The sequence below is a fragment of the Fibrobacter sp. genome (assembly GCF_045112255.1).
GTDB lineage: Bacteria > Fibrobacterota > Fibrobacteria > Fibrobacterales > Fibrobacteraceae > Fibrobacter.
In genome coordinates this window covers 1-25,475 of sequence record NZ_JBGUHR010000039.1, presented here as the reverse complement: position 1 = coordinate 25,475, position 25,475 = coordinate 1, and the positions used below count along the sequence as shown (strand labels likewise).

The 25,475-nt window shown below is 49.3% G+C and carries 18 protein-coding genes and 1 pseudogene; 10 read left to right on the top strand and 9 right to left on the bottom strand.

Annotated features, from left to right (window positions below; translation table 11 throughout):
- Nucleotides 1-44 precede the first annotated feature (44 nt).
- Nucleotides 45-1,772 (bottom strand): DNA polymerase III subunit gamma/tau, encoded by a 1,728-nt coding sequence (gene dnaX / locus ACJMM9_RS04535; RefSeq protein ID WP_405324240.1) that lies wholly within the window; start codon nt 1,770-1,772, stop codon nt 45-47.
- Nucleotides 1,773-1,947: 175 nt separating this feature from the next.
- On the opposite strand from dnaX, the gene ACJMM9_RS04530 reads away from it, so the two are divergent.
- A complete protein-coding gene (locus ACJMM9_RS04530) occupies nt 1,948-2,331 on the top strand; it encodes a hypothetical protein (RefSeq protein ID WP_405324238.1) in 384 nt (127 codons plus the stop codon).
- A gap of 183 nt (nt 2,332-2,514) precedes the next feature.
- Nucleotides 2,515-3,165: a hypothetical protein gene (locus ACJMM9_RS04525; protein ID WP_088639393.1), complete on the top strand. Its 651-nt coding sequence runs from the start codon at nt 2,515-2,517 to the stop codon at nt 3,163-3,165.
- A 165-nt stretch (nt 3,166-3,330) separates the two neighbouring features.
- Here the strand turns inward: ACJMM9_RS04525 and pheT are convergent, their stop codons facing one another.
- Together pheT and ispD are read right to left on the bottom strand one after the other, a co-directional pair.
- Entirely contained in the window at nt 3,331-5,754 is a 2,424-nt protein-coding gene (gene pheT, locus ACJMM9_RS04520; RefSeq protein ID WP_405324236.1) for a phenylalanine--tRNA ligase subunit beta, read from the bottom strand.
- Between the two features lie 60 nt (nt 5,755-5,814).
- The gene (gene ispD / locus ACJMM9_RS04515; protein WP_405324234.1) at nt 5,815-6,549 is read right to left on the bottom strand and encodes a 2-C-methyl-D-erythritol 4-phosphate cytidylyltransferase; all 735 of its coding nucleotides are present in this window, start codon (nt 6,547-6,549) and stop codon (nt 5,815-5,817) included.
- A 118-nt stretch (nt 6,550-6,667) separates the two neighbouring features.
- On the opposite strand from ispD, the gene ACJMM9_RS04510 reads away from it, so the two are divergent.
- Nucleotides 6,668-7,012 (top strand): hypothetical protein, encoded by a 345-nt coding sequence (locus ACJMM9_RS04510; RefSeq protein ID WP_173467647.1) that lies wholly within the window; start codon nt 6,668-6,670, stop codon nt 7,010-7,012.
- Nucleotides 7,013-7,135: 123 nt separating this feature from the next.
- Here ACJMM9_RS04510 and ACJMM9_RS04505 read toward each other — a convergent pair whose 3' ends face one another.
- On the bottom strand, nt 7,136-7,840 hold the full coding sequence (locus tag ACJMM9_RS04505) for a hypothetical protein (protein ID WP_405324232.1): 705 nt from the start codon (nt 7,838-7,840) through the stop codon (nt 7,136-7,138).
- Between the two features lie 194 nt (nt 7,841-8,034).
- On the opposite strand from ACJMM9_RS04505, the gene ACJMM9_RS04500 reads away from it, so the two are divergent.
- A complete protein-coding gene (locus ACJMM9_RS04500; protein ID WP_405324230.1) occupies nt 8,035-10,443 on the top strand; it encodes an ATP-dependent helicase in 2,409 nt (802 codons plus the stop codon).
- A gap of 86 nt (nt 10,444-10,529) precedes the next feature.
- Here the strand turns inward: ACJMM9_RS04500 and ACJMM9_RS04495 are convergent, their stop codons facing one another.
- Nucleotides 10,530-11,660, bottom strand: coding sequence for a pseudouridine synthase (locus ACJMM9_RS04495; protein ID WP_405324228.1), 1,131 nt, complete (start codon nt 11,658-11,660; stop codon nt 10,530-10,532).
- Between the two features lie 177 nt (nt 11,661-11,837).
- Nucleotides 11,838-13,520: an NAD(P)/FAD-dependent oxidoreductase gene (locus ACJMM9_RS04490; protein WP_405324226.1), complete on the bottom strand. Its 1,683-nt coding sequence runs from the start codon at nt 13,518-13,520 to the stop codon at nt 11,838-11,840.
- Between the two features lie 105 nt (nt 13,521-13,625).
- Here ACJMM9_RS04490 and ACJMM9_RS04485 point away from each other — a divergent pair, with 105 nt between their 5' ends.
- Together ACJMM9_RS04485 and ACJMM9_RS04480 are read left to right on the top strand one after the other, a co-directional pair.
- Nucleotides 13,626-15,110, top strand: coding sequence for a DUF1846 domain-containing protein (locus ACJMM9_RS04485; protein ID WP_405324224.1), 1,485 nt, complete (start codon nt 13,626-13,628; stop codon nt 15,108-15,110).
- Between the two features lie 247 nt (nt 15,111-15,357).
- On the top strand, nt 15,358-15,750 hold the full coding sequence (locus ACJMM9_RS04480; protein ID WP_405324222.1) for a YkvA family protein: 393 nt from the start codon (nt 15,358-15,360) through the stop codon (nt 15,748-15,750).
- A gap of 115 nt (nt 15,751-15,865) precedes the next feature.
- Here the strand turns inward: ACJMM9_RS04480 and pdxT are convergent, their stop codons facing one another.
- Both pdxT and pdxS read right to left on the bottom strand, forming a co-directional pair.
- Nucleotides 15,866-16,489: a pyridoxal 5'-phosphate synthase glutaminase subunit PdxT gene (gene pdxT, locus ACJMM9_RS04475; protein ID WP_405324220.1), complete on the bottom strand. Its 624-nt coding sequence runs from the start codon at nt 16,487-16,489 to the stop codon at nt 15,866-15,868.
- Nucleotides 16,490-17,368: a pyridoxal 5'-phosphate synthase lyase subunit PdxS gene (gene pdxS / locus ACJMM9_RS04470; protein WP_405324218.1), complete on the bottom strand. Its 879-nt coding sequence runs from the start codon at nt 17,366-17,368 to the stop codon at nt 16,490-16,492.
- A 604-nt stretch (nt 17,369-17,972) separates the two neighbouring features.
- Between pdxS and ACJMM9_RS04465 the strand changes: the two genes are divergently transcribed.
- The 4 genes from ACJMM9_RS04465 (at nt 17,973) to ACJMM9_RS04450 (ending at nt 25,123) form a co-directional block, all read left to right on the top strand.
- Entirely contained in the window at nt 17,973-19,388 is a 1,416-nt protein-coding gene (locus ACJMM9_RS04465) for a PLP-dependent aminotransferase family protein (RefSeq protein ID WP_405324216.1), read from the top strand.
- A gap of 215 nt (nt 19,389-19,603) precedes the next feature.
- Nucleotides 19,604-20,026: a T9SS type A sorting domain-containing protein gene (locus tag ACJMM9_RS04460; protein WP_405324214.1), complete on the top strand. Its 423-nt coding sequence runs from the start codon at nt 19,604-19,606 to the stop codon at nt 20,024-20,026.
- Between the two features lie 10 nt (nt 20,027-20,036).
- Complete coding sequence (locus ACJMM9_RS04455; protein WP_405324212.1) at nt 20,037-23,150, top strand: hypothetical protein; 3,114 nt, start codon at nt 20,037-20,039, stop codon at nt 23,148-23,150.
- Nucleotides 23,151-23,206: 56 nt separating this feature from the next.
- Entirely contained in the window at nt 23,207-25,123 is a 1,917-nt protein-coding gene (locus ACJMM9_RS04450; RefSeq protein WP_405324210.1) for a C1 family peptidase, read from the top strand.
- A gap of 85 nt (nt 25,124-25,208) precedes the next feature.
- Here the strand turns inward: ACJMM9_RS04450 and ACJMM9_RS04445 are convergent.
- A pseudogene (locus ACJMM9_RS04445) lies at nt 25,209-25,475 on the bottom strand (molecular chaperone HtpG); the annotation flags it as partial.

The following is a 25,475-nucleotide window of genomic DNA, read 5'->3' as shown; positions in this document are numbered from 1 at the left end:
GGAGCGTCGTTTTTCGTTCGTAATTATAGAATTTTTTCGAAAAATTACGTATCGCAATCCTCGTCGTCGCATTGTGAAACGATGGCCGCTTTCTTGAGCTTCTTGGTGAAGACGAGTTCCGTCGCAAACATCTGCTGGAGCTTTGCTAGTCCCGGTTCCTTTTCCAGGTCTAGTTCGTACGGACTCATCTTGGCGGCACGCTGCTCGGCTAGTTCGCTCTCGGTGAAGGCGCGTGTGCGGATGGAAAGCGCAATCTTTGTCTGTAGGCGGTCTTCCAAAATGCGAGTCACGCGTTCGACGTATTCGGGATGCTCCGTCATCTGGCGGTAGCCCCAGTTTTCGGCATTCTCGGTCGTGCCCGCGTAGGTGAGCGCAATCGGGAACGGGGTTTGTTCTGGGTCACCGGTTTCGAGCGTTGTACCTGCAATGGCGGCGGAGAACACGTAGTCACCGTCGTTAGCGATGTTGGAGAGAATGGACGGCCATGCGGCGGCAATCTCGTAACGTGAAAATCCCTGCACACCACCTTGATCGTAGCCTGCAAACGGGTCATCGTAAGACGCCTGGACTTCTTCCTGGGCGTCTATCATGGCGCTGACTTCAGTTACTTTTTTTTTTACCGCGTCGTTTTCGGCGCTTTTAGGATCGTTAATCGCTGCAAGAGCTTTTCGCAGATCGACCAGTCGGTCGAGCCAGGCCATTCGGGCGAACGTCGTCTCGACGAGGAGGCGCGGGTTCGTGCTGTAGCGGAGCGTACCCTGCAAGTCGATAAGCATCTTGCTTATGCGGAGGATGTCGCCGTTCGTAAGACTTTGTGCGCAGCTCTTGTACTTGGTGTAAAGTTCTTCGGTGATGTTGAGCGCATCCGGCGTGAAGGCGTCGAGGCGGGCGTAGAGCAAGTTGCGGAGGAACTTGCCAAAGCCGTCGAGCAGCGGGATGAACTCGATACCGATTTTCACGGCGTCATCCACCATGCGGAAACAGCCCTTGATATCGTGGTTCTCGATGGACTGGATGAGCGAGAAGAACAGTTCTACAGGCGGGATGCCGAGGACGGAGCGGACGGATTCCGCGGTCATCTCGTTCCCGGTAAAGGCGTAGGCCTGGTCAAAGTAGGTGAGACCGTCACGCATGGAACCGTCGGCCTTTTCGGCAAAGATGTCGAGGGCTTCGTCGGTGGCCTTGATGCCTTCCTGTTCGCAAATGTAGCGGAGGCGGCTGCGGATCTGGTCTACGGTCAGGCGCTTGAAGTCAAAGCGCTGCACGCGGCTCAAAATCGTCTGCGGGACCTTGTTGACTTCGGTCGTTGCAAAGATGAAAATCACGTGGGATGGCGGTTCTTCGAGCGTCTTGAGGAGAGCGTTGAAGGCGCCAGTCGAGAGCATGTGGACTTCGTCAATGATGAAGATCTTGTACTTGCCGATGACGGGCGGGTACTGCACTCGTTCAATCACATCGCGGATGTTATCGACACTGGTGTTGGAGGCCGCATCTATTTCATAGACGTCCATCGGGTTTCCGCCGGCGATATCCTTGCAGCTGTCGCACTCGCCGCACGGATGCAGCGGGTCAGAACCCTTGCAGTTGAGTGTGCGGGCGAGGATGCGGGCGCTAGTAGTCTTGCCCACACCACGGGTGCCGGTAAAAAGGAATGCATGATGGAGACGACCGCCCTGAATGGCGTTCTCGAGAGTCTTTGCGATATGTTCCTGACCGACCATATCGCTGAATGATTGCGGGCGCCACTTACGCGCCATTGCGATGTATGCCATGCTGTTTAATATAGTAAAGTAATCAGGATTTTTTAGTTAAGAGTTTCTAGTTACTAGTTACTGATGTGTCATCCTGAGCGGAACGTAGTGAAGTCGAAGGATCTAGTGTTTAATAACTACGCCATCGGCGTTTATTTTTCGTATCTTTATAGAAAAATTGCAAACAGAGGTACTTATGAATTTTGATATGGCGCTTTTGATTTTGTGCTGGCAGACGGCCTGCCTTTCGCATAACCACGAAAATGAACAGCTTTTGCCGGGGGCAACTTCGGCGACGAAAGCGGAAAGTGCTGAACTCGACAAGATTCATGATGAAGTGACCCCGAACGTTAGCTGGGATGAATTCAACAACCTTTATGCAAGTTACAAGTCGGCAGGAGAACGTACGAAGGCTTGCGTCAAGGCGCTCCAGTCGGCGACAACGGATTTCAAAATTCAGGTGACGAACAGCATGATGCGCATTGCCAATGCCTCTCGCGAGGACGAAAACAAGAGCAACATGTCGCCTGAAGAATATGAATTTATTAAAAATGTCCGTGCGCAGCTGGGGATGAATTAATTGCGACTTTAATTTCTTTCGATGAGGGGAAAAAGGCGAAAGTTTTGTTTTTTGTGTGAAATAAGTTTTTTTTTACTTATTTGTAATATGGTTTGACTGGACCTCGGGGTTAGGATAATGTTAAATTATTTTACTAGATTTACAATATCTCAAACAATATTACATAAAACAAAAGGAGTTTGTATGAGAAAATTGAAACTTGCTTTAGCATTTGCTTCTGCTTGTGCACTTTTGGTTGGCTGCGCTGCCCCGCGTTCTGTGATGGATCAGGGTTGGACTCAGAAGCCGGCTAAGGTGAAAGTCGTGTTTACGGAACCGTTTATTGCAAATCCGGATGATTTGATGGACGACCTTCCGGAATATGTGAACAACTTCTCTGATTGGTATAAGACCCAGCTTGAAGCAAATCTTGGTTCTCAGACGAATGGCGTTCTTTACTCTGTTCAAAAGATTTCTCAGGACCAGATTAAGTTCGAAGCTGCTGCTGTGCGTGGCGTGAACATCAAGGTTCCCAGAATCACTGAAATGGAAAAAGAAGCCGATGTTTACCTTGTCATCAATGATATCTGGATCGGTAGAACTCAGTCTGAAACCACTTGCTCGACAGGTGCAGGCTTTGGCGGCATCGGTATGTCTACAACTTGCTCCAGCCAGAACTATTTTACCGGCAAGGGCAACTACGCATACTTTGATCCTAAGACTGGAAAGCGCCTTGGCTACGGCGATTTCGAAGCTCAGTCCAGCTATACATTCGCCGTTTCTCAGAGCGACTGGCTGAATGTTGTCGAAGAATCTGTTTCTTCTATGTTGGATAACACTCCGATTAAACAGTAATTCGATTTCCTGTAGGCATTTGCCTTTAGGATGATTTTTGAAGAAGCGCTGGTCAATATTGACCAGCGCTTCTTGTAATTACGCACTTCAGGGTCGAGGATGACTAATAAAAAACGCTCCCATCGGGAGCGTTTTTTGTAATTACTAACTGCGGCGCAGTCGCTATTAGCGAAGCACAATGTCGCCGTTGGCAACGAGCTTGTCGCGGAGCTTGTTGTGAGCCTTGTTGACTTCGTCGTCCGTGAGCGTGCGGTCCATAGCCTGGTAGGTGAGGCTGTAAACCATGTTCTTCTTGCCTGCTTCAATCTTTTCGCCTTCGTAGATGCTCTTGAGAGTAATCTTGGCGAGGTTCTTCGGATTGAGAGCCTTGATGCGGGCGAGTACGTCTTCGTGAGTCATCGACTTTGCAACTTCGATAGAGATGTCGCGGGTCGAAGGCACCTGGCGGCTGAATGCCTGGAACACAATCTTCTTGTGGCTTTCGTGTTCCATCTTGTCCATGTCGGCTTCCATCACGTAAGTCTCGTAGCTGATTTCGTTAGCCTTGAGGCAGTTCGGGTGGAGTTCGCCCATCGTTCCAAGAACCGTGCCGTTGCAGACGATTTCGGCCTGCTTGCCCGGGTGGAGGAAGAGTTCCGGCTTCTTGGCGGCGCGGAATTCCACGACGAGGCCGAGGCGCTTGAAGAAACTCTGGACAAAGCCCTTGAAGGCGGCAAAGTCGATCTGCTTCGGCTTGTCGTTCAGCGGGTCAACGTCAAAGTTACCGGCAATGGTGAGGGCAACGAGATTGGATTCGTCAAAGCCTGGATCGCGTTCGTCCTTGCGGGTGCGCTTGAACTGGCCCTTGGCCACTTCGAACAGACGAACAGAACCCGGACGGTTCTTTTCGTTTTCGGCAACAGCCTTGAGCAAGTTCGGGAGGAGGCTCGTCGGCACAGCACCGAGTTCTTCGGAAAGCGGGTTCAAGAGGAGAGCCGGCTTGCTGCGACGGTCGTCACTTTCGGGGCCAAAGAGGGCTTCGGTGCGGGCCTTGCTCGTGAAGCGGAGGCTCAAGCATTCGTGGAGGCCCATGGCAGAAAGCGTCTTGCGGATCTTGCGGTTCAAGACTTCAATCGGCGGGAGTTCGTTCGGCTGCATCGTGAATTTCGGCAAGCTGTACGGAATGTTGTCAAAGCCGATGAGGCGAGCAATTTCTTCGATGAGGTCGACTTCGCGTTCGAGGTCCGGGCGGAAGCTCGGAATCTTGAACGTGAGAGATTCGGCGTCCTTCTTCACGACTTCGAGAGCGATGCCTGTGAGGAACTTTTCAATCTGTTCGGCGGAAACTTCCATGCCGATGACCTTAGCGGCGCGAGCGACGCGGAGCGTGACCTGGTTGTTTTCCTTCTTGTGGTCTTCGCCGGTGTATTCGACGGAGCCCTTGAGGATGCGGCCACCTGCGACTTCCTGAATCATGGCGCAAGCGTACTTGCTGTATTCGTCTTGCGTTGCAAAGTCAATTTCGCGTTCGAAGCGGTAGCTGGAGTCCGTAGAGATGCAGAGGCGCTTGGCCTGCTTGCGGATAACGGTCGGGTTGAACCATGCGCTTTCGAGGAACACGTTCTTCGTGGCATCGACGATTTCAGATTCGACACCGCCCATAACGCCAGCGACGCAAGCCGGACGGTCACCGTCGCAAATCACGAGGTCATTTTCGATGAGTTCGTGTGCGGTGTGGTCGATCGTTTCAATCTTTTCGCCCTTCACTGCGCGGCGGACCTTGATCTTGTTGCCGTGGAGCTGGTCCATGGCAAAGCTGTGGAGCGGCTGACCGACGTCCATCAGGATGAAGTTCGTGATGTCGACGACATTGTTGATGCTGTTCATGCCGACAGCGTGCAAGAGCTTTGCGAGCCATGCCGGAGACTTTTCAACCTTCACGTCCTTGATGACGCGGCCCACGTAGCGGGAGCAACCGCAACCCGGAACGACTTCGAGGCTGATGGCGGCGCTTGCGTCTTCGGAATCTTCCTTGAAGTTGTAAGCGAGCGGCTTGAGCGGGCGGTTAAACTTGGCAGCGAGTTCGCGTGCGACACCGCGGTGGCTAAGAGCATCCGGGCGGTTCGGCGTGACGTTCAGTTCGAAGCAAACATCGTACATGCCGAGGTTCACGAACGGCGTACCTGCCGGGATGGAATCGTCGAGAACCATGATTCCACCGTGGTCGTCAGAGAGGCCGATTTCGTCTTCGGCGCAAATCATGCCGAAGCTTTCGACACCGCGAATCTTGGATTTCTTCATCTTGAGCTTGGTGCCATCGGGGAGCGGGAGTTCTGCGCCAATCGGGGCGAGCACAACCGTCTGGCCTGCAGCGACGTTCGGGGCTCCGCAAACAACCTGGATGGTGTTCGTGCCGTCGTTCACGGTAGTGATGTGCAAGTGGTCGCTATCCGGGTGCGGATCGCAAGTGAGAACCTTTGCAACGAGCAACTTGTCATAGACTTTGCCCGGTTCTTCCATGCCTTCAACTTCGAGACCGATGGAGGTGAGCGCCTTTGCGACATCTTCCGCAGATTCTGGAAGGTCAACGTGACGTCTAAGCCAATTCAAAGAAACTTTCATTTTAATACCCTTTAAATTTTTCCGGCGGAAAATATAGAAAAAAGCACTCTATTTGCTTGCTCGGTTCACGAAGATTTCGAAGTCTTCGGGCGTCGTGAGCTTGTCGTTTGCGGATTCGCCTTTCACGATATAGACGGGTTCGCCAAAGAATTCGAGGATGCTGGCTTCGTCGGTCGGTGTAAAGTCTAGCGGTTCTTTTGCGATGCGGGCGTACAGGCTCTTGATGAGGTCGATGCGGGCCGCTTGCGGCGTTTGTGCAAGCCAGACCTTGTTGCGGTCAATTGTGCTTTCGACGCGGCCTTCTTTTGCAATTTTAATGGTGTCGATGGCAGGCTTTGCAACGAGGCAGCTTCCTTGGTTGATAAGCGTTTCGCAGACATCGCGAATGATCTTTTCGCTGATGAACGGGCGTGCGACATCGTGGACCAGTACGTATTCCGCATCGCTAGTGAGCGCGTTCACGCCGTTTTCTACGGACTGCCAGCGCTCTTTCCCGCCAACGATGATCTTTAGTTTGTTTAAGCCGTTGGAATACCCGGAACCAAATGTGGGGCTAATTCGGTCAAAAATGTCTTTCTCGAAATAGTCCTTCCAGTCGGCAGGAACTGCGATGACGACTTCGGCGATTTCGTCCATCTTGAGAAATGTCTCCAGGCAATATTGGTAAACAGGCTTGTTGCCGAGAAGCATCAATTGCTTGGGGATCGTTCCGCCCATGCGCTTGCCGAGACCGCCAGCGGGGAGAACTGCTGCAAATTTTCCGAAAAGTAGTGTATTGGGCATGACTGAAAAATAGAAAGATTTGTGATGCTAGTCACCGTGTTTAAAAAGTAAGAAGTAAAAAGTTTTTAGAATGCAGAGAATGTTTTTACTTTTGGTTCGGTGTTAATGGGAGAAACAAATGGACTTTTGTGAATTGAAACCGAGAAATCGAACCCGGATGGCTGTGGTTGCCTGTCTGGGGGGATTTTTTGGGGTTCATAATTTTTTGCTTGCGAACAGCGTTTCTGGAAGCATTAAAATATACTTGACTCTGGTCGCTATTATTGCGCCGCACCATGTCGGTTTAAGCCTGGCTGTGGTTAATCTTGCATGGGTCCTGTTTGACTTGTGGCAGATTTGTTTTGTGCAGACATTGCCTGAGATTCGTTTGGAAGGCAGTCGTAAAAAGGCGGTACTTTTTGTGCTTACTTACATGGCTTTGGCGACTGTGCTTGCCATATTCTATTTAACTCGTGGCGCTTAGTCTCTATTTTTAGAAACGCTCAATAACTCTCGAATAAGCAAATGGTAAATCGCAAAACCCCTGCACTTTTGGTGCAGGGGCGGGTTTTTGAGAGAATAGTATGAATAGAGAATCGTATAAAAACTAGAAGGCGAAGAACACTCCGAGATGGGGGATTATATTAAGTCCTGAAAATACGTAATGCAGTTGTGTAGCCTTGGAGGCTTTCTTTGGTTCTCTGGAATAGGCTCCTATCCCAAATGCATTAGTGGTGATATCGACTCCTGCAATTACGCCTATGGTCTCGAAAAACTGATAGCCGACAATGAAATCGCCGCCGATCATGGTATTGACGTAAATGGCGCTAGGGTGGTATTTGCCCTTTTTATTAATTGTCCTGTTCTCGTTAGTTGTTTCTCCTTCGACAAGTTTTAGATCGGCAACGAGTATCGCATGCAATGCAATAATTAGTTTGTTTGATATTGGCGCTGCGCCCAAACCAAACTTGATGTTAAAATCGAGACCGCCCATATCGACGTTGGTCTTCAGAAATTTTTCTTTCAGTTCTCCAGTTAAGTAGCCTGCACCTAGCCCGAATACCGTAGATATCATGCTTTCATCTACTTTGTATCGGATCCAGCGGAATTGGAAGCTTAATGAACTCCATTCATATTTTTGCGATCCCACTTCCCAGGTTTCAGACTCTATAGGGAGATAGAAGTTCAAGCTTTGGATACTCTTGTTGTTTCTCCATTTTTGGGGTTGGAGGGGGCTGTTGTCTTGAGCCAATAAGGTTGATACTGAAAAGATCATTACGATAGCCACAGTTTTGAAAAGTTTTAGAAGCATATGAAACTCCTTTTCCGAAAATGTGGTTTTATCATTGCTCCGATTCTAAATATATTCAAATGATACATGAAAACTTAAAATTTTATTACGATTATATTCCAAGATGGAATCCGGGTGTGTAAAGTTGACGAATTTTTATAAATAGATTACTTTTTGTGCAGTAAAACAGATGTTCACTACAAGGCGAATCGCGTATGGAAAAATGCCCTCAAAAAAGCGAAAATGTTGAAAACTCCCTCGAATGGGAGCGTTCCCGCCTGGACAAGGAGCAGCTTGAGGCGGTCGAGACGACCGAGGGTTACGTGCGCGTGGTGGCGGGTGCTGGGTCGGGCAAGACTCGGACGCTGACGCACCGATATCTGTATCTCGTGAAGGAAATGGGCATTTCGCCTGCGAACATTCTCTGCGTGACGTTCACGAACAAGGCGGCTGCCGAAATGAAAAAGCGCATCCGCTCGATTCTGGGCGGCGACGACAGCGGCTACATTTCGACGTTCCACGGCTTTTGCGTGCAGTTCTTGCGTGAAGAAATCCATGTGCTGAACTACCCGAAGGAATTCATGATTCTGGACGAGGATGACCAGAAGTCGCTTTTGCGCAAGGCGTATGCGGATTTGGGGTTCTCGCTCAAGGACTTGAAAATTAGCAGTGTCCTTGATTTTGTTGGTGGCCGCAAGGCGAATGATATTAATTATGTGTCGCTGTTTGCGGAACACTTGGCAGACGAGGGGAATGTATCGGCGGCCGGAAATGCGCTGGCGGTTGAAATGCGCGAGCACCTGGTAGAACTTGCGGATGATGCGCCGGACAAGTGGATGGCGGTTTATTACCGCTATCTGTATGAGCAGAAGAAAAATTATGCGCTCGATTTTGACGACTTGATTCTGGTGACGCTATATATTTTAGAGAATTTCCCGGAAAAGCTCGACAAGTGGCGTAAGCGCATGATGTACGTGATGGTTGATGAATACCAGGATATTGACGGTCAGCAGTACCGCTTGGCGGATTTGCTTTCGAGTTACCACAAGAACCTGTTTGTGGTGGGAGATCCGGACCAGACGATTTATGGTTGGCGCGGTGCCGATATCAATCGCATTCTGGAATTTGACCAGTTCCATAAGGGCGCAAAGACGATTCTGTTGCAGAACAATTACCGCTCAACGCCAAGCATTTTGAAGGTCCCGGATGCGGTCATCAAGAATAACAAGTACCGAATCGAGAAGGTCTTGAGACCAGTCCGTGCGGGTGGCAAGACGCCTGTTTTTTACCATGCAAAGAATACGCGTGAAGAGGCTAAATGGATTGTGGAACGCATACAGAATGCGGTGCAGAGCTCTGTGAAAAATGGCGCGGGTGGTGTGCATTATAAGGATATTGCGGTCTTGTACCGTATGCATTCGCAGTCGCGCTCTGTCGAAGAGGCGCTGATGTCGGAGTCTATCCCTTACAAGGTCTATAGCGGTGTTGGCTTTTACCAGCGCAAGGAAATCAAGGATATCATTTGCTATTTGCGGATGCTCGTGTATGCCGATGACTTGTCGTTTATCCGGACGGTGAATACGCCAAAGCGTCAGTTCGGGCCGAAGAAAATGGCGATTTTGCAGGCGTTTGCGGATACGCGCAAGGTCGGACTTTACGAGGCTCTGCTTGAAATTGTGTACGAGGCGGGGCGCTTGAACGATGTGGCGCCTGATGTTACGACGCAGGCGGAACTTTCGTCGGTCGGCAATGACCATCGGAAAATCGATTTTGACTGCAAGGAATTCTTGTCGAGAAGTAACGTCGTTGAATATGTGAAGCTGATAGAAAAGTACCGTTCGCGTTATAAGGATATGCGCGTCTCGGAATTGCTTTCGAAGATGCTTCGCGAGACGAAGTACGAGGAAATGCTTCGCCTGGATGGCGATGAAGACCGCCTGGACAATCTTGCAGAACTCAAGCAGGGAATTCTTGAATTCGAGAATTACTATGAAGAAGACGCTTCGCTCGATGAGTATTTGCAGAACATTGTACTGTTCACGAATGCCGACGAAGATACGCAGGAAAAGGACCGTGTACAGCTCATGACGATTCACAATGCGAAGGGGCTGGAATTCCCATACGTTTTTGTGTGCGGTTTGAACGAGGGCTTTTTCCCGGTGAAGCGCGTGCAGAACAAGATTCAACTCGAAGAAGAACGCAGGCTTGCGTATGTGGCATTCACGCGCGCCGAAAATGTGCTTTGCCTGAGCGATGCCGAAGATGGCGTGGCGGGCGAGAGCGGGTCACGCTATCCGTCGAGATTCTTGCTCGAGATGGACATGGGCGAACTTGATGTAGCGCGCGGATTCTCGGATGATTTGCTTTTGGCGGCGCGAGATTTTATTGCGGAAGCGGACCGCAATCGCGATTTGATGAACGATTTTGATGAGGACGAGAGTCTTGGTGCGGTAAAGAAAGCGCCTACGGCAGAATTTGCGGTAGGCGATCGTGTGGTGCACAAGATTTTTGGAATCGGGACGGTTAGCGCTGTTGACAAAAAGAACTTCTGCTACGAGATTACTTTTGACAAGTTTGCGACCCCGCGCTCGATACAGTTTGATTTCCCGTTATCGAAAGTGTAGAGGATAAATGTCGGCCCCGTAACAAGCACGGGGTGACAGGCTTCGCCTGCTTATGTCATGCCGCACTCTGTTGCGGCATCGCCATTTTATCGTCTGCTTCTTTGGAAGTTGTTTTCCGGGCGTTCAAAGCGCATTGGCTTGAGCTGCTTGATGACGTCGCGGAGTTCTTTGGGGAGCGGGCAATCGAAAACTTTGTGTTCGCCTTGCCAATCGAATTCTAGGCGGCAGCTGTGCAAGAATAAGCGGTTCAGTCCGAACAGCTTTTTGACTTCGCGGTTGAGCGCGAAATCGCCGTAGCGCGTATCGCCGAGAAGCGGGTGCCCGATGCTTGCGAAGTGTGCACGGATCTGGTGCATACGACCCGTTTCAAGTTTGATTTTCACGAGATCGTAGCCTTCGTAATGCTGCTTGACGCGGTAATGCGTGATGGCCTTCTGTGCGTTTTCGTCATCTTGACCGACGAGCATCTTGCTGCCCTTGGCGCTGTCGGTGCGCAGGAGCGATTCGTTGATGGTGCCGCGGTCTTTTTTGAGGTTGCCCTTGACGAGTGCAAAGTAGAACTTGTCTACAACATGTTCTCGAATCATGCGGGTAAAGTCGCGGAGCGTGTCGCCGTGGAGGGCTGCAATGATGAGGCCTGAAGTTTCTTGGTCGAGGCGGTGGGCGATGGTCGGCTTGAAATCGAGACCTTCGTTACGTCCCCATTCCCAGAGGTATTCCACGAGACTATCGCCTGGGCGCGTGCCGCTGCCCGGCTGGCTGGCGAGTCCCGAGGGTTTGTTTACAATCACGTAATCTTCGGTTTGCACGATGAGGTCGAGTTCATGAGCGCCCCAGTGAGCCTGTTTCTCGGCACCTGTGAGGTGGCGGCCCCAAGTGGACTTGTTCTTTGCAAAACCGGTTGCATTTTTAGCATCGGGGCGTTGCGGGGTGGCCCCGCTCGAAGGGGTAGCGGGAGCCGCTTCGGCGGCGGAAGCGAGGGGAAGGCTTTCCCCCTTTTTGTCGTCTTCACTTACGGATTTGAAATTCTCGTAAATGTTGACCACGTCGCCTTCGACGAGCATCTGGTTAGCTTTGCCGACAACGCCGTTTACACGGACTTTCTTTTTGCGGATGACTGCGAAGAACACCGAGAGCGATTCTTCGGGGAATGCCTTGCGGAGGAAACGGTCAAGGCGCATGTTAGCAAAATTGCGATCGATAGTACGTGTAATCATTTTTAGTTACTAGTTTATAGTTAGTAGTTACTAGAGAGGTGTTGTTACTAGAACTTTGTTACTAGTTCAATATTGACTTCGTTTTCTAGGGTAATATAGAAATTAAAAAAACTTACAGAGCGAAACAGAACTTAATCTCAGTAACTAGTAACTTGGAACTATTAACTCAATTTATTGTTATTTGCATTTTTTCGCATAGTGTGCAAGTCGTACGCCGTCCGCGGCACTGGTGACGATTCCGCCTGCGTAGCCGGCTCCTTCGCCAAGGACGAAGAGTCCTTGGGTGTTTACGCTTTCGAGAGTTTCGTTGTTTCGTGTGATGCGGAGCGGTGAACTGGTACGCGTTTCGGGGGCGACAATCAGGCCTTCGTTGATGAATCCTGGAATTTTGCGGTCAAAATTCTGGAAGCCTTCGGCGAGACTTTGGCAAATCGTCTTGTCCATCCAATCCCACAGATTGCTTGGTGCAAGCCCGCAAGGGTAAGTGGTTTTGGGGAGCGATTTGTCTTCGCGGTGGGCGAGGAAGTTCTTGATGGTTTGCGCAGGGGCGGCGTAATTTTTTCCGCCGACGTTGTAGGCATCGGTTTCGATTTTTCGTTGCAAGTCGAGACCGCCAAAAAGCGAACCGCTTGAAGGAATGTCGAAGCCTTCGGCGCCTGCTGTAATCGGGACGGCGATGGCTCCGTTAGCAAAAGCTCCATTACGGCGGCTGTAGCTCATGCCGTTTGTCGCAAGCGTTCCCGGTTCCGAGGCGCATGGCACAAGGACTCCGCCGGGGCACATGCAAAAGCTGTAGGCACTCGAGGTCTTGTTAATCGTCGGTGTGGCGAGGAAATATTCTGCGGCTCCGGTGAGTTTTGTATCGACGTTAAGCCCGAGCTGTCGCATGTTGATGAGCGATTGCGGATGTTCAACGCGGATGCCCATGGCGAATGCCTTGCTTTCGAGAGTCACGCCGCGAGCGTGGAGCAGCTCGTAAACGCTACGTGCGGAATGCCCGACAGCAAGGACCAATGCTTCGCACGGTTTCCAGAACGAGGTTGAGGAATTTAAGAACACGTTTGTTATTGCGTCGTCTCTCGTCTCTCGTCTTTCGTCTCTCGTCTGTTCAACGTTTTTCAGCTTGATCGCGCAAATTCTTCCTTGCTTAATTTCAATATCTTCAAGGCTTGTGTTGAAATGGATATGCCCGCCAAGGCGGACAATCTCGGCGCGGACTTGACGCAACATGAGTACAAGTTTGTCTGTACCGATGTGTGGCTTTGCAAACGTGACAACGCTTTCGTCAACGCCAAAGTCCACCATGTCCTTGAGCACGGTTTCGCTGAATAGGTTGCGACTGCGTGTGTTGAGCTTGCCATCGCTGAATGCGCCTGCTCCGCCTTCGCCAAATAGCACGTTGCTGTAGGCGTTGAACTTGCGGTCTACAAAGAATCTGCGGATGTCGCGAAAACGCTCTTCGACTTGCTTACCTTGTTCGTAGATATCGACGGAGAACCCTTTGCGCAAAAGGTGTAGTGCTGCCCAGAGTCCGCTAGGTCCAGCTCCAATCACGTCTACGTGGCTTGCCATCGCTACAGTGTCTTTTAACGGCTCTGCATCGAGTGTGCGGATCTCGCGTTTGGATTCGATCAGCCCGCGGGCGTTGTTCCCCGAAGCTCGGACTTTGCGCTTCAGGTCGAAAACGACATTGTAGGACCAATGCAAGTCGCCTTTGCGTCTGGAGTCCAGCGAAAAGCGTTCGACTTCGAGATTGAAGATTTCTTCGGGGTTCACTCGGAGCGTCTTGGCGAGCGCAAGACGGACTTCGCCTTTTTTTTCAAGGGCGACAGCGAGTTCTCTGTAGCGATATGTAAACATGTATACCACAAATTTAGAAATATGGCAAAAAAATAGTTTTTTGGACTTGAGATAGTGGTTTACATTTTTTTATAATTGTGAAAACCCTAAAAATGGTAGTGATATATGTTTAAAGTTGGTTTTGATAACAATGCTTATCTAAAAACTCAATCTGAAAAAATTCAAGAACGTATCTCTAAATTTGGCGGTAAACTTTATCTTGAATTTGGTGGAAAGCTTTTTGATGACCATCATGCAAGCCGCGTTTTGCCTGGCTTTGCTCCCGATTCCAAAATCCGCATGCTCGAAAAGCTCAAGGATAAGGCCGAAGTCATCATCGCTATTAACGCTGGCGATATCGAAAAGAACAAGGTTCGTGGCGACCTCGGCATTACTTACGATCAGGATGTTTTGCGCCTGATTGATGCTTTCCGTGGTTATGGCCTTTACGTGAGTAGCGTGGTGCTGACCCGCTGGCAAGAACAGCCGAGTGCCGTTGCTTACCAGAAAAAGCTCGAAGGTCTCGGACTCAAGGTCTATCGCCATTACCCGATTGCCGGTTATCCGAGCAACATCCCGCTTGTGGTGAGCGATGACGGTTATGGCAAGAATGAATTTGTTGAAACTTCTCGCGAACTCGTGGTGGTGACCGCTCCGGGTCCGGGTAGTGGAAAGATGGCTGTCTGCCTTTCTCAGATTTATCATGAAAACAAGCGCGGAGTCAAGGCTGGCTATGCCAAGTTTGAAACGTTCCCGATTTGGAACATCCCGCTCAAACACCCGGTCAACCTCGCGTACGAAGCTGCTACGGCAGACTTGAACGACGTGAATATGATCGACCCGTTCCACTTGGAAGCTTATGGCAAGACGACGATCAACTACAACCGTGATGTCGAAATCTTCCCGGTTTTGAACGCTCTCTTCACCCGCATCCTCGGTGAATCTCCGTACAAGAGTCCGACGGACATGGGCGTAAACATGGCTGGTAACTGCATCGTTGATGATGCCGCTGTTTGCGAAGCTGCGAATGCAGAAATCATCCGCCGTTACTACAATACTTTGTGCCAAGTCCGCAAGGGCAATGCCGAAAAGGATCAGATTTACAAGCTCGAACTTGTGATGGAACAGGCTCACATCAGCGCTAAGGACCGCAAGGTTGCTGTCGCCGCTGTGGCTAAGGCTGAAGAAACGAACGGTCCAGCTGTCGCTATCGAATTGAACGACGGTACGATCATTACGGGCAAGACATCTTCGCTCCTCGGAGCATCCTCTGCTATGTTGCTTGATTCTCTCAAGCACTTGGCTGGCATCCCGGACGAAGTCCGCCTGCTTTCTCCGATGGTGATTGAACCGATTCAGAACCTCAAGACCAAGCAGCTCGGCCATAACAACCCGCGCCTCCACATGGATGAAGTCCTCGTGGCTCTCTCCGTTTGCGCTCTGACCGATTACAATGCAAAGATTGCGCTCGAAAAACTCCCGGAACTCCGCCATTGCGAAGTCCACTCCAGTGTGATTCTTTCGCAGGTTGACGTTGGTGTGTTCCGCCGCCTCGGTGTGAATCTGACTTCGGAACCGAATTACCAGACGAGCAAACTCTACCACGGGTAAAAAATCGTCTAAGCTTCGCATAGCGGCGTTCTCAACCCACTCGCCGTACTATTTGTACGGCTTCGGGGGCTGCGGCCTGGCTCTGCTCGCTTATCCGATTTTTTTGCAGTCATCCCGGATTTATTCCGGGATCGGCATACACGGTTCAAATAGCATATACTTTTAGAAAAGATTATCGAGAAATCGGTAGTCTTTTTCTTTTTGTTTGTATATTTAAAAAGTAATTTGATTAGAAGGATGGGTTTGAATGGCTAATGGTAAAGTTTACGATGATGTTGAAGTTCACGATATGAACGATATGCATCGTGAAAGGCGGAGTGTGAAGACGGGGGATGAACAGAATGGCGCTCCCGTTGTCTGGAAAGCGCTTTCTGTAATTATCGCTATGCTTGCTGTGGTTTACGATTTGTCTCCGATTGATGCTGTTCCTGATACGATTCCGCTGTTTGGCTGGCTTGATGATGTTGGCTTTACGGTGATGGCTGCACTCAACGCTTATCAGCAATTTGCCAAAGATCAGAATTCCATGGTTGTTCGCCTGGCGAAGTACGTCAAGTGGATGATGGTGGCTTTTATTGTGCTTGCGGGTGTTGCCGTTGGCGGGCTGATCACGGCGATAATTGCGCTTATTACGCACTAATTATTGCATTGTCATCCCGGCCTTCTTGTCATCCCGAATTTGTCATCCTCGACCGTCAGGGAGGGGATCCATTATTTCTTGAACTTACTTTTGTTCCGGGGTGGAATCTTTCTTTTCAAGCAGCTTTTTTCACACGGATTTGATTCGCTTTCACGATTTCCTCCACGAAATATTGATGCACTCTTAAATCGCTATTGAGTTCGGGATGGAATGAAATAGCGAGCTGGTTCTTGTATCGCACGGCGACAATTTGTTTTTTGACGGTCGCAAGAATTTGCACATCTTGGCTTGCGTGCTGGATGAGCGGAGCGCGGATGAATGTCATCGGAATTTTTCCAATTCCCTCGAAATGTTTTTCGGTATAGAAACTCCCGAGCTGTCGACCGTAGGCGTTGCGTTCTACGGTAACGGGCGTTGTCGCAAAATACGTGTGACCGTCGTTGCTCAATTTCTCGGCAAGCAATATAAGACCTGCACAAGTTCCAAAAGTTGGGAGTCCGTTTTTGATGCGCTCTCGTAACGGCTCAAAAAGTCCGAGGTCTTGCAAAAGTTTTCCTTGTACGGTGCTTTCGCCTCCAGGGAGAATGAGTCCGTCGAAATCTTGATCGAGGTCTCGCAACTGACGAATTTCAAACGTCTCGACTCCGAGCTTTTGGAGAATCTGGCGGTGTTCTGCAAATGCGCCTTGTACGGCGAGAACGCCAATTTTGATGCGGTTGTTTGTTTTAATTTCACTCATTTACTTTCCTCGTTCTGCCATTAAAAGTGTAATTTCGTTTTCGTTGATGCCGACCATGGCTTCGCCCAAATCTTCGGAAAGTTTGGCGATGAGCTTGGCGTCTTTGTAGTTCGTGACTGCTTGTACAATCGCGGCGGCGCGCTTGGCTGGATTGCCGGACTTGAAAATGCCCGAACCGACGAACACGCCTTCGGCGCCGAGCTGCATCATGAGGGCTGCATCGGCGGGGGTGGCCACGCCGCCTGCGGCAAAGTTCACGACGGGAAGTCGCCTGTGGTCGTGGACGTATTTCACGAGTTCGCACGAAACTTGCAATTCCTTGGCGCGGTTGAAAAGCTCGTCTTCGCGCATGGAGGTGATGCGCGAAATTTCTTGATTCATGAGGCGGATGTGGCGGACAGCTTGTACGATGTCACCGGTTCCCGGTTCGCCCTTGGTGCGGATCATCGAAGCACCTTCTTCGATGCGGCGGAGTGCTTCTCCGAGATCGCGGGCTCCGCAGACAAACGGCACTTTGAATTCGTGTTTGTTGATGTGGAAAACGTCGTCTGCGGGGGAGAGCACTTCGCTTTCGTCGATATAGTCAATTTCGATGGCTTCCAAAAGTTGAGCTTCGACAAAGTGGCCGATGCGGCACTTGGCCATCACGGGGATGGAAACGGCGTCTTGGATGCCCTTGATCATCTTGGGGTCGCTCATACGCGAGACTCCGCCTGCGGCTCGGATGTCGGCGGGAATGCGCTCAAGTGCCATGACTGCTGCGGCACCGGCTGCTTCTGCAATTTTTGCTTGTTCTGGGGTGGTCACATCCATGATGACTCCACCTTTAAGCATTTGGGCGAGATTCTTATTAAGTTCGTAGCGGTTTTCTGTAGGCATTGGGGTTCTCCTTGTTGTTGCGTGTCATCCTGAGCGAAGAGGCGTAGCCTCGAAGTCGATGGATCTAGTGATTTTTTTTTCTTTTCGGAGCATAAATTAGACTTTTTATTGACTTTATCAAATGTTCAAATTTCTATTATTTTAATAGGTTCAGTTTAATGTCAGTTTGTGGTCAGTTTTTTCAAAAATGTACTTGATAATGCTAGAACGTCGCATCATAAAAACACTCGAAACGGTCCTCGCTCGTTACACTCGCTGCGAAATGTTTCTCGCACGTTTTTACGATGCTCGTTCACGAGAATTTCAGTCTTTTATTATGAAAAACTGGGATGCGTTTTCCGTTTGCAGGGAATGCTTGACAATGCATGGGCTTCGCATCATAAAAACACTCGAAACGGTCCTCGCTCGTTTCACTCGCTGCGAATTGTTTCTCGCACGTTTTTACGATGCTCGTTTACAAGAATTTCAGTATTCCTTAATGAAAAAACGTGTGGTAATTTCCGTTCGTCTTGTTTACTGTGGATTTTATAATAACGATGTCATGCCCGTCCCGGAACGAGTCCGGGATGACAGTTGGGCATGTTGCAAAAAGGAGGTTTCCTAGATGCTTTCATATGATATCACAAAAGCGGGGGATGATACTCTTTATCATTTCTTGTATCGTTCTATTAAGGATGATATTCTGGCGGGGCGTCTTGAGGCGGATGCGAAGCTTCCGTCGAAGCGTCCGTTTGCAAATTCGCTGGGCGTGAGCGTCGTGACTGTTGAAAATGCGTACGAGCAGCTTTTAGCCGAAGGCTTTATTTACTCGCTCCCGCGCAAGGGCTTTTTTGTGGCGGCGATTCAATCGAAAAATCCGCAAATTCTCCCGAAGTCAATACCCGCCAAGCAATCTCGCGAATCACAACGCACTGAACCGCCTAAGGCTCCGCATTACATTGCTGACTTTGTCAATAATCAAGTGGATGTTTCGACGTTCCCGTTTTCGACATGGGCAAAAATTACGCGAAAAGTCCTTTGCGAACAGCAAAATGAACTGCTGACACGTTCGCCAAATTCTGGTGTCATCGCGCTCCGGAAAGCGATTGCCAAGATGCTTCTGGAATTTCGCGGAATGCGCGTGGATCCGGAGCAGATTGTCGTTGGTGCAGGAACGGATTGCCTTTACACTTGGCTTGTGCAATTACTAGGCTTTGACAAAAAGTACGGCGTTGAAGACCCCGGCTACAGTAAAATTTCAAAAATCTATCAAAAGCTAAATGTCGTTTGCAATTTTATTCCGCTAGATGAAAATGGCATTCGCATTGACCAACTCGAAGAAACTTGCACGGACGTTGTTCATCTTTCTCCATCGCACCACTTCCCGACGGGCAAGGTGATGCCCGTGAGCCGCCGTTACGAACTTTTAAGCTGGGCCGCAAAATCAAGCAACCGCTACATCGTCGAAGATGAATACGATAGCGAGTTCCGCATGGTGGGGCGCCCAATTCCGGCACTCCAAAATATCGATGTGCAAGACAAGACGATTTATATAAACTCATTCTCGAAAACGCTTGCATCAACAGTGCGCGTAGGCTATATGGTTCTCCCAAAACCGCTTGCGAAAAAGTTCCGTGAAGAGTTCTCGTTTTACACTTGTACGATTTCGAATCTCGTGCAGTATGTGCTTGTAAAGTTCATCAGCGGTGGACATTATGAAAAACACATCAACCGCATGCGCAATTTCTACCGCCATCGCCGTGATGCGCTGCTTGAAACGATTCGTCATAGCAAACTTCGTGACCGCGTCGAAATCGCCGAACAAGACGCTGGTCTCCATTTCATTCTGAAAATAAACACGGCGCTTTCTGACGAAGAATTCTGCAAACAGGCGCTTGAAAAAGGCGTACGCATTGGAGCGCTTTCGGATTATTACACGATGGCGGCTCCTTCGCAACACGAATTTGTCATCAATTATTCCTCCGTGCCCGAAACACAGATGAAAAAGGCTATTTTGCAGCTCGAAAAAATTGTGGAATGAAAAAAATCTATTCGGATTAAAACGTAGCCAACTTCGAGTATGGCGAGTTTTCTGATGTGCGTGAAGAAATTGATTTTCTTTGTGTAAACGTCTTTTTACGTGAAATGGTGAGTAAAAAATACAAGTCATGCTATTAATGAACGACATGATTGGAAAACTGTGCAAGCAGAATTTTCAAAAATGCTAGAAGCTAATCTTTTTTTAAAGGAGAAAAAATGAAGAAGCTTGTATTATTCATGCTTGTTTTAACAGTCTTTGCCTTGGCTGGAAAAACACATCTTATCAAAATCACCAAAGTGGACGGTACCACCGAGCGCTTTTGGGTAGAAACCCTGTCGAAAATAACATTTGTCGCTGATAAAAACGATTCATCCAAAATAGTGTCGATTCCAGTGTCGATGAAAACGCTAGGCGCGTCGGCGACTTGGAATCGTCAGACATCAAGTTTGTCTGTGTTCGTTCCTGAAGGTCGTTCGGCAGTCCGTATTTTTGATGCCTTGGGCAACAGCGTTTACCGTAACGCAACTCTCGTGAAGGGCATGAATGTGGTTCAGCCTGGTCTTCGTTCTGGGTTCTATGTGGTGCAGGTCCGAACAGGCGCTCACCTTACAACTCTTAACATCAACGTGAAGCAGTAAGGGGGAGAGTATGAAGACGATTCAAAAAATTTCCACCCTTCTTGTGACTTTGGCTCCGTTCAGCATGGCTGGCGTCATCAATGTGTATAAAGATGGCGAAAAAAATGCAGCGGTAAGCCAGAACTTAACGACTATTGACAGCCTGACTTTCTCCGGAAAAGCTGAAAAGAAAGAGATGAACATTTCGGGGAAGGCCAAACAGGCTATTAAACTTTCGGATATTGATCGCATGGAGTTTACGCTCAAGGACAAGAGCAAGGAAACGATGACCGTGACGGTCGGCGAGGGCGTCGCGGCGGGTAGCCATACGTTCAAGCTTTCCGAAATCAAGAACATTGAGATTGTCGAAACGGATTCCGAAAAGGATACGGATGGCGATGGCCTTACCGACATTGAGGAAATCTACAAGTACGATACGAACCCGAATTCTGCCGATACGGATGGCGATGGCTGGAGCGATGGCGAAGAACTTGCCGATGGCATGTATTCGCCCACGAACCCGACCAAGTTCAACCCGCGTATTGCCGATGTGCCGGGGCTTAGGGTGACATTGAAAAAGTCGCCTAGCATAAGCCTCAATGTCACGACTTCGACCGGGAAAACGGAGAGCGAAACTATAACGAACGGTTCGGAAGTTTCCACGTCGAATTCAACGAGTTATGAGCAAACACGCAGCGCAGATATTATGCATGCTTGGGACATTTCAACGACTTATGGCTGGGAATTAGGCACAGAATCTGGGGCTTTGCTTGCTAAATGGGCTGGGAGTGTTACTGTTGGTTACAACGGCAGCTATACTAGTTCTACGGGTATGACCTGGGGTTCTTCCGAAGAAAAAAGTGTTACCCAAAGCTACGAAAAGGCCATTGCTAAGGAAAAGTCCGAAGGTAGCGAGGTGAGCGGAGCCTCTCTCTGCATGCAGGTGGAACTCAAGAACACGTCGGACATTGCGTTTACCATCGAAGCGTTAAAACTGTCCGCTTCTACTTTTGACATTAAAGATACTGCTACGTTGAAAATCCTTGCTGACTTGGAACGCGAAGGTGGCTGGAGCGATGTCACGCTCAAGCCGGGTGCATCAGTTGAGGCGAATTTCTGCAATAAAGAAATGAAGGTCGAACAAATTGAGGACTTTATTTATAATACAAACTCCATCGTGCTAGGAGCATCGTCGCCGAAAATAACCATGGATGGTGGCTCTAACGATTTCACGACCGCATACACGAAGGTGGCTGCCAAGACTACGGATATCACCATCGATTATGGTCCTGGGAGTACTGGTAACACGACGGCAAGGTATCAGGTTGCTGTAAATTACCGCTACAATATTGACCACAAGGGATCCGATGACATGTATGCACAGACATCCCTTGCGGATTTACTGCGCAATGCCCATGTAGATTTCAAGCAAGATTCAGTTGAAGGCCCTTCAAAGAAGAAATTTTATGGCTTGGCCTCTATTGATGGATATAAGTTCAACCTGGCTGATAGTGCCATGTGGTATGTTACTGTCCAGCGTGCTGCGGACATCAAAAAGGGACTCAACACCATGGAATCGTATGCATTTGTCCATGGCTCCTATGACCTGGAAAAGGTTTTCGTAGGTGCAGGAGATGCTGTGCATATCTTCTACAGCAAGGACCAGGATCACGACGGGGTCCCACTTCCGAAAGAACACTTGTTCGGAACGGATGACAAGAAGGTGGATTCTGATGGCGACGGCTTGCCGGACTACGATGAAATCAATGGTTGGACTAAGGGTGAATCTACAGTCAAGATTTATACAAATCCGGCGAACGCAGATACGGATGGCGATGGATTGAACGACTTGGAAGATCCGGAACCGACCAAGCGCGCGATGTTTGAGGATGCTACTCTCTCCATGCTCCAGGTGTTTGCCTCGGATCCATCGGAGGCTGGAGTAAAGGCATTGCTGAACAAGGACTTCGCGGCTCTTTCGAAAAAAGATAGTTTTGATGTCTTAGTTGAAGCTCCGTCCGCCTTTATTAAAGTCGTACCCAATGCGAAAAGGGTGGCATGGGTGAAGTTTACGACGGATAAAATAATGCAGTACGTGCCACCGACTGTAGAAAACGGCAAGAACGTTTACAACTTCCAGACTCCGGGACAGCTCTTGATTCTGGACACCACGAGAGTTAAAATTGAAGTGAAATCTGAAGATGAGGTTACTGTCAAGACCTACACTTTGTCGATTGCTTCGGCGCTGATGCCTCCGACGAACTTGACGCTTGGAAAAAATGTAGGCCGTTCACAAATTATCGTGAACTTCGACCGTTCAAAGGACAGCCGCGTGAAAGGGTATGTCATTTTGCGTGGCGACAGTGCTGCTACTTTGCCGAATAGAATTGAAAACAAGGTTAAAATGGCAGACAGCGTTGCTTACAACGGCTTTGTGCCCACAATGAGAAATGCCGAAGAAAACAGCTATGCCGATACCGTTGGCGCTGGATCTCCTTATTATGCCTATCGCGTATATGCTTTTGGAAGGGAAGGCGATGACATGGTGTTCTCTACGGGTACGGACCAGCATGTGCGTAGTGTAGGCCGATTGAAGGTGGACATTACATTTACTGATGTTGGTTCTGAGTACTGGAAATATAAGGATGAATGTCGAACAGACTTGACTACGACTGTTACTCTCCTTACTGGAGAGCGCGCACTAGTTTCTTGGTTTGTTTTTGATTACGATGCAGGATATAATAGTTTCAAGGAAACAGTGATATGGTATTCTCAAGCAATAGCAGATGGACTAACGAACGGAGAAGATCAAATTCCCAAAGGAGGTCCATACACCTTTAATATTGGCAGTGAAGGGCTGTATTTGGACATCAACTCTTTCATGTATTGCAGTAAAATGCCAGAACGTGATTTCGCTCAACAAGGAATCAGTTGGCCGTATGCACAAATGGCAGATGACCTGAAAGGAAATGGTGAGAGCGGCAACGCTCCAAAACAGGGCGAGAATAGGTTCCTTATTGGTCAGAGTGGAATCAAATACAACGACACTGACGGCATTTGCGATGGATCCTGCGGTCCCGAACCCCATTCGGGTTACAAGTTTAATATTCACTACGATTTTGTTGACGACGACGATCTCTATTAATCAGTTCTAACAAATTTGCTAAGCCCCCTCTTCGCAGGGGGCTTTTTGAGACTACAATGAATCATAAGAATGTTGTTCTAAAGCTGTCTTTGGAACTGCTTTGCTGTTCCGCCTTTGCAATGGATTTGCCTTCGGCGGTAGACAATTCCGCAACGCCGTATTTTTTTAGGGGTTACGATCAAGGGGAATCGGGCGCGTGCGCTTCCGTTTCTCGCATCACCATGTCGCTCGGTTACGAACGCAATGCCTATTACAAAGTTCCTGCGGACTCCTCGAATCTTTTGCCGGCGTATTTCACATGGCAGGTTGTAGCATCCGGGCATGCGTCCGAAGCTCTGCTTGCGCAAAAGGTGGGTATTCCCGATGCCGCTACTTATGGCGGAATCCTTTATTCTAATACCTACGGAAAATCTTCAAGCAATGTCGCCGAAGATTACGGCTGGATGCAGGGTTACTCGCGTTGGCATGCTGCCATGCACAATAGAATCGACAGCGTGACCTTTATTTCGCTTGCAACACCCGAAGGTCGCGATTCGCTCAAGGGCTGGCTCTACAACCACTGGGGCGATACGACTTTTGCCGCAGGTGGCGTCGCCGCCGCAAGTTTCGATATCGATTCCTGGACGCTGGATACCGTGAAAATCAAGAATGAATCCTGGATTGTCGCGACATCGCTCCCGGGGGCGACCAACCATTCGGTGACGATTGCGGGTTATGACGACAATATTTGCATCGGTGAAAATTGCGGTGTATGGATTGTGCAGAACAGCTGGGGGCTTTCCTTCGGGAATGAAGGGCGGTTCCTCGTGCCGTACAGCGTCTATGCGGAGAGCCGTTCTCCTGTCGTCGAAGTTTTTCATTTGCGCAAGGATTATGCCCCGAAACGCACCGTGAAAGTTCGCATGTCATACGGGAATCGCTCAAAGATTCGGCTTTCTGTAGGCATTTCGCAGGATACTTCTGCAAAGTCTCCTTCGAAAACGGAATATCTGTACCATTTCAAAAATGACGGCTTCAAAGGGCCGATGCTTGGCACATGGAAAGATGGTGTGCATAAGGAAGAAATGGAATTCGGTTACGACCTTACGGACATCTCATCGGGATTTGATTTGCGAAAACCGCTGAAGTATTTCTTTACCATTCAGAGGGAAGATTACGAGGACGAAGGATCGCTTTCATTCTTGAGCGTCAAGGATTACGCCGGCGACAGCGTTGTGCAAGAACTTGTCGTTGCCGATGATACCGTGGAACTTTCGGACCAGGGACGTTATGAATGGGCGTTTGTCATGCCGGGGAATCCATCTGCTGCTGTGGATTATGTTCTGAGCGGTGACTACGCTTTTGCAAATCTTCCCTCAACAGATTCCAAGAGTTCTGTGCAAAATCTTCGAGACTGGAACCCTTCTACGGTTTGGATTTCTGCAAATGTAAATACATTTCCGGTTGAATTTTTAATATCGACCGAAAATGAAACTTTGGGACTCATGTACCAAGGTGATGAAATGTCGGAAGGTCTCTTGCGCAACTTCACTGTTTCGGGAACGATCGACGGCGAGGAATTTCAGGAGCTTGCTACAGGAGCGTTCAAGGAAGATGAATCATCGCAGTATGTATTCTGGAAGCAGGGAAAATATACCCAGCTCAAGATTGAGGTCGATGACTTGTGGCCATCATCGGATAATTCCATGCATATTGCAGAACTGATGTTAATCGTACCGCCGGATTCAGCGCCATTTAAGACCATTGCCATAGATGGGCTTGTCGCAGGTGGCCTCCCGGATGCGGATTATCCGCTCTTGCCTTTTGAAAGCGACAGCCGCGATTCGACAGGTGTGGGAATCGGCTTCGCAAATTTTGGGGATAAACGCCGTAAACAAAACGCGGGGGAGACTCCTGTGAAAGTGTTTATCCGTAACCATGAAGTTCTGATTCTCAAGAATGGCGAAATATTCCGTGTAAACGGAGTACGATAAAAAAAGGCCGCGAGTGAATCGCGGTCTTTTTGTATGAAAGATGTTACTGGATCCTTCGCCTTCGCTCAGGATGACGCCGAAGGCGTCACTTCACGCTAGCCGTCAGCAACTTTGTAATCGCACTAACATACTCAGCGGGGTTCGGGAGCGGAGAGCCTTCGGCAAGCAAAGCCTGACCATAGAGTGCCTTCGGCCAATCGCCGAGATCTTCCTTCGCTTCGGCCTTCTTCTTGAGCATTTCGCAAATCGGGTGATTCGGGTTGATTTCCAAGATGCGCTTGGACTTCGGCAAGTTCTTCTGGCCCATGGCCTTCATCATGCGTTCCATCTGGGCGCTCATGGCGTCTTCGCT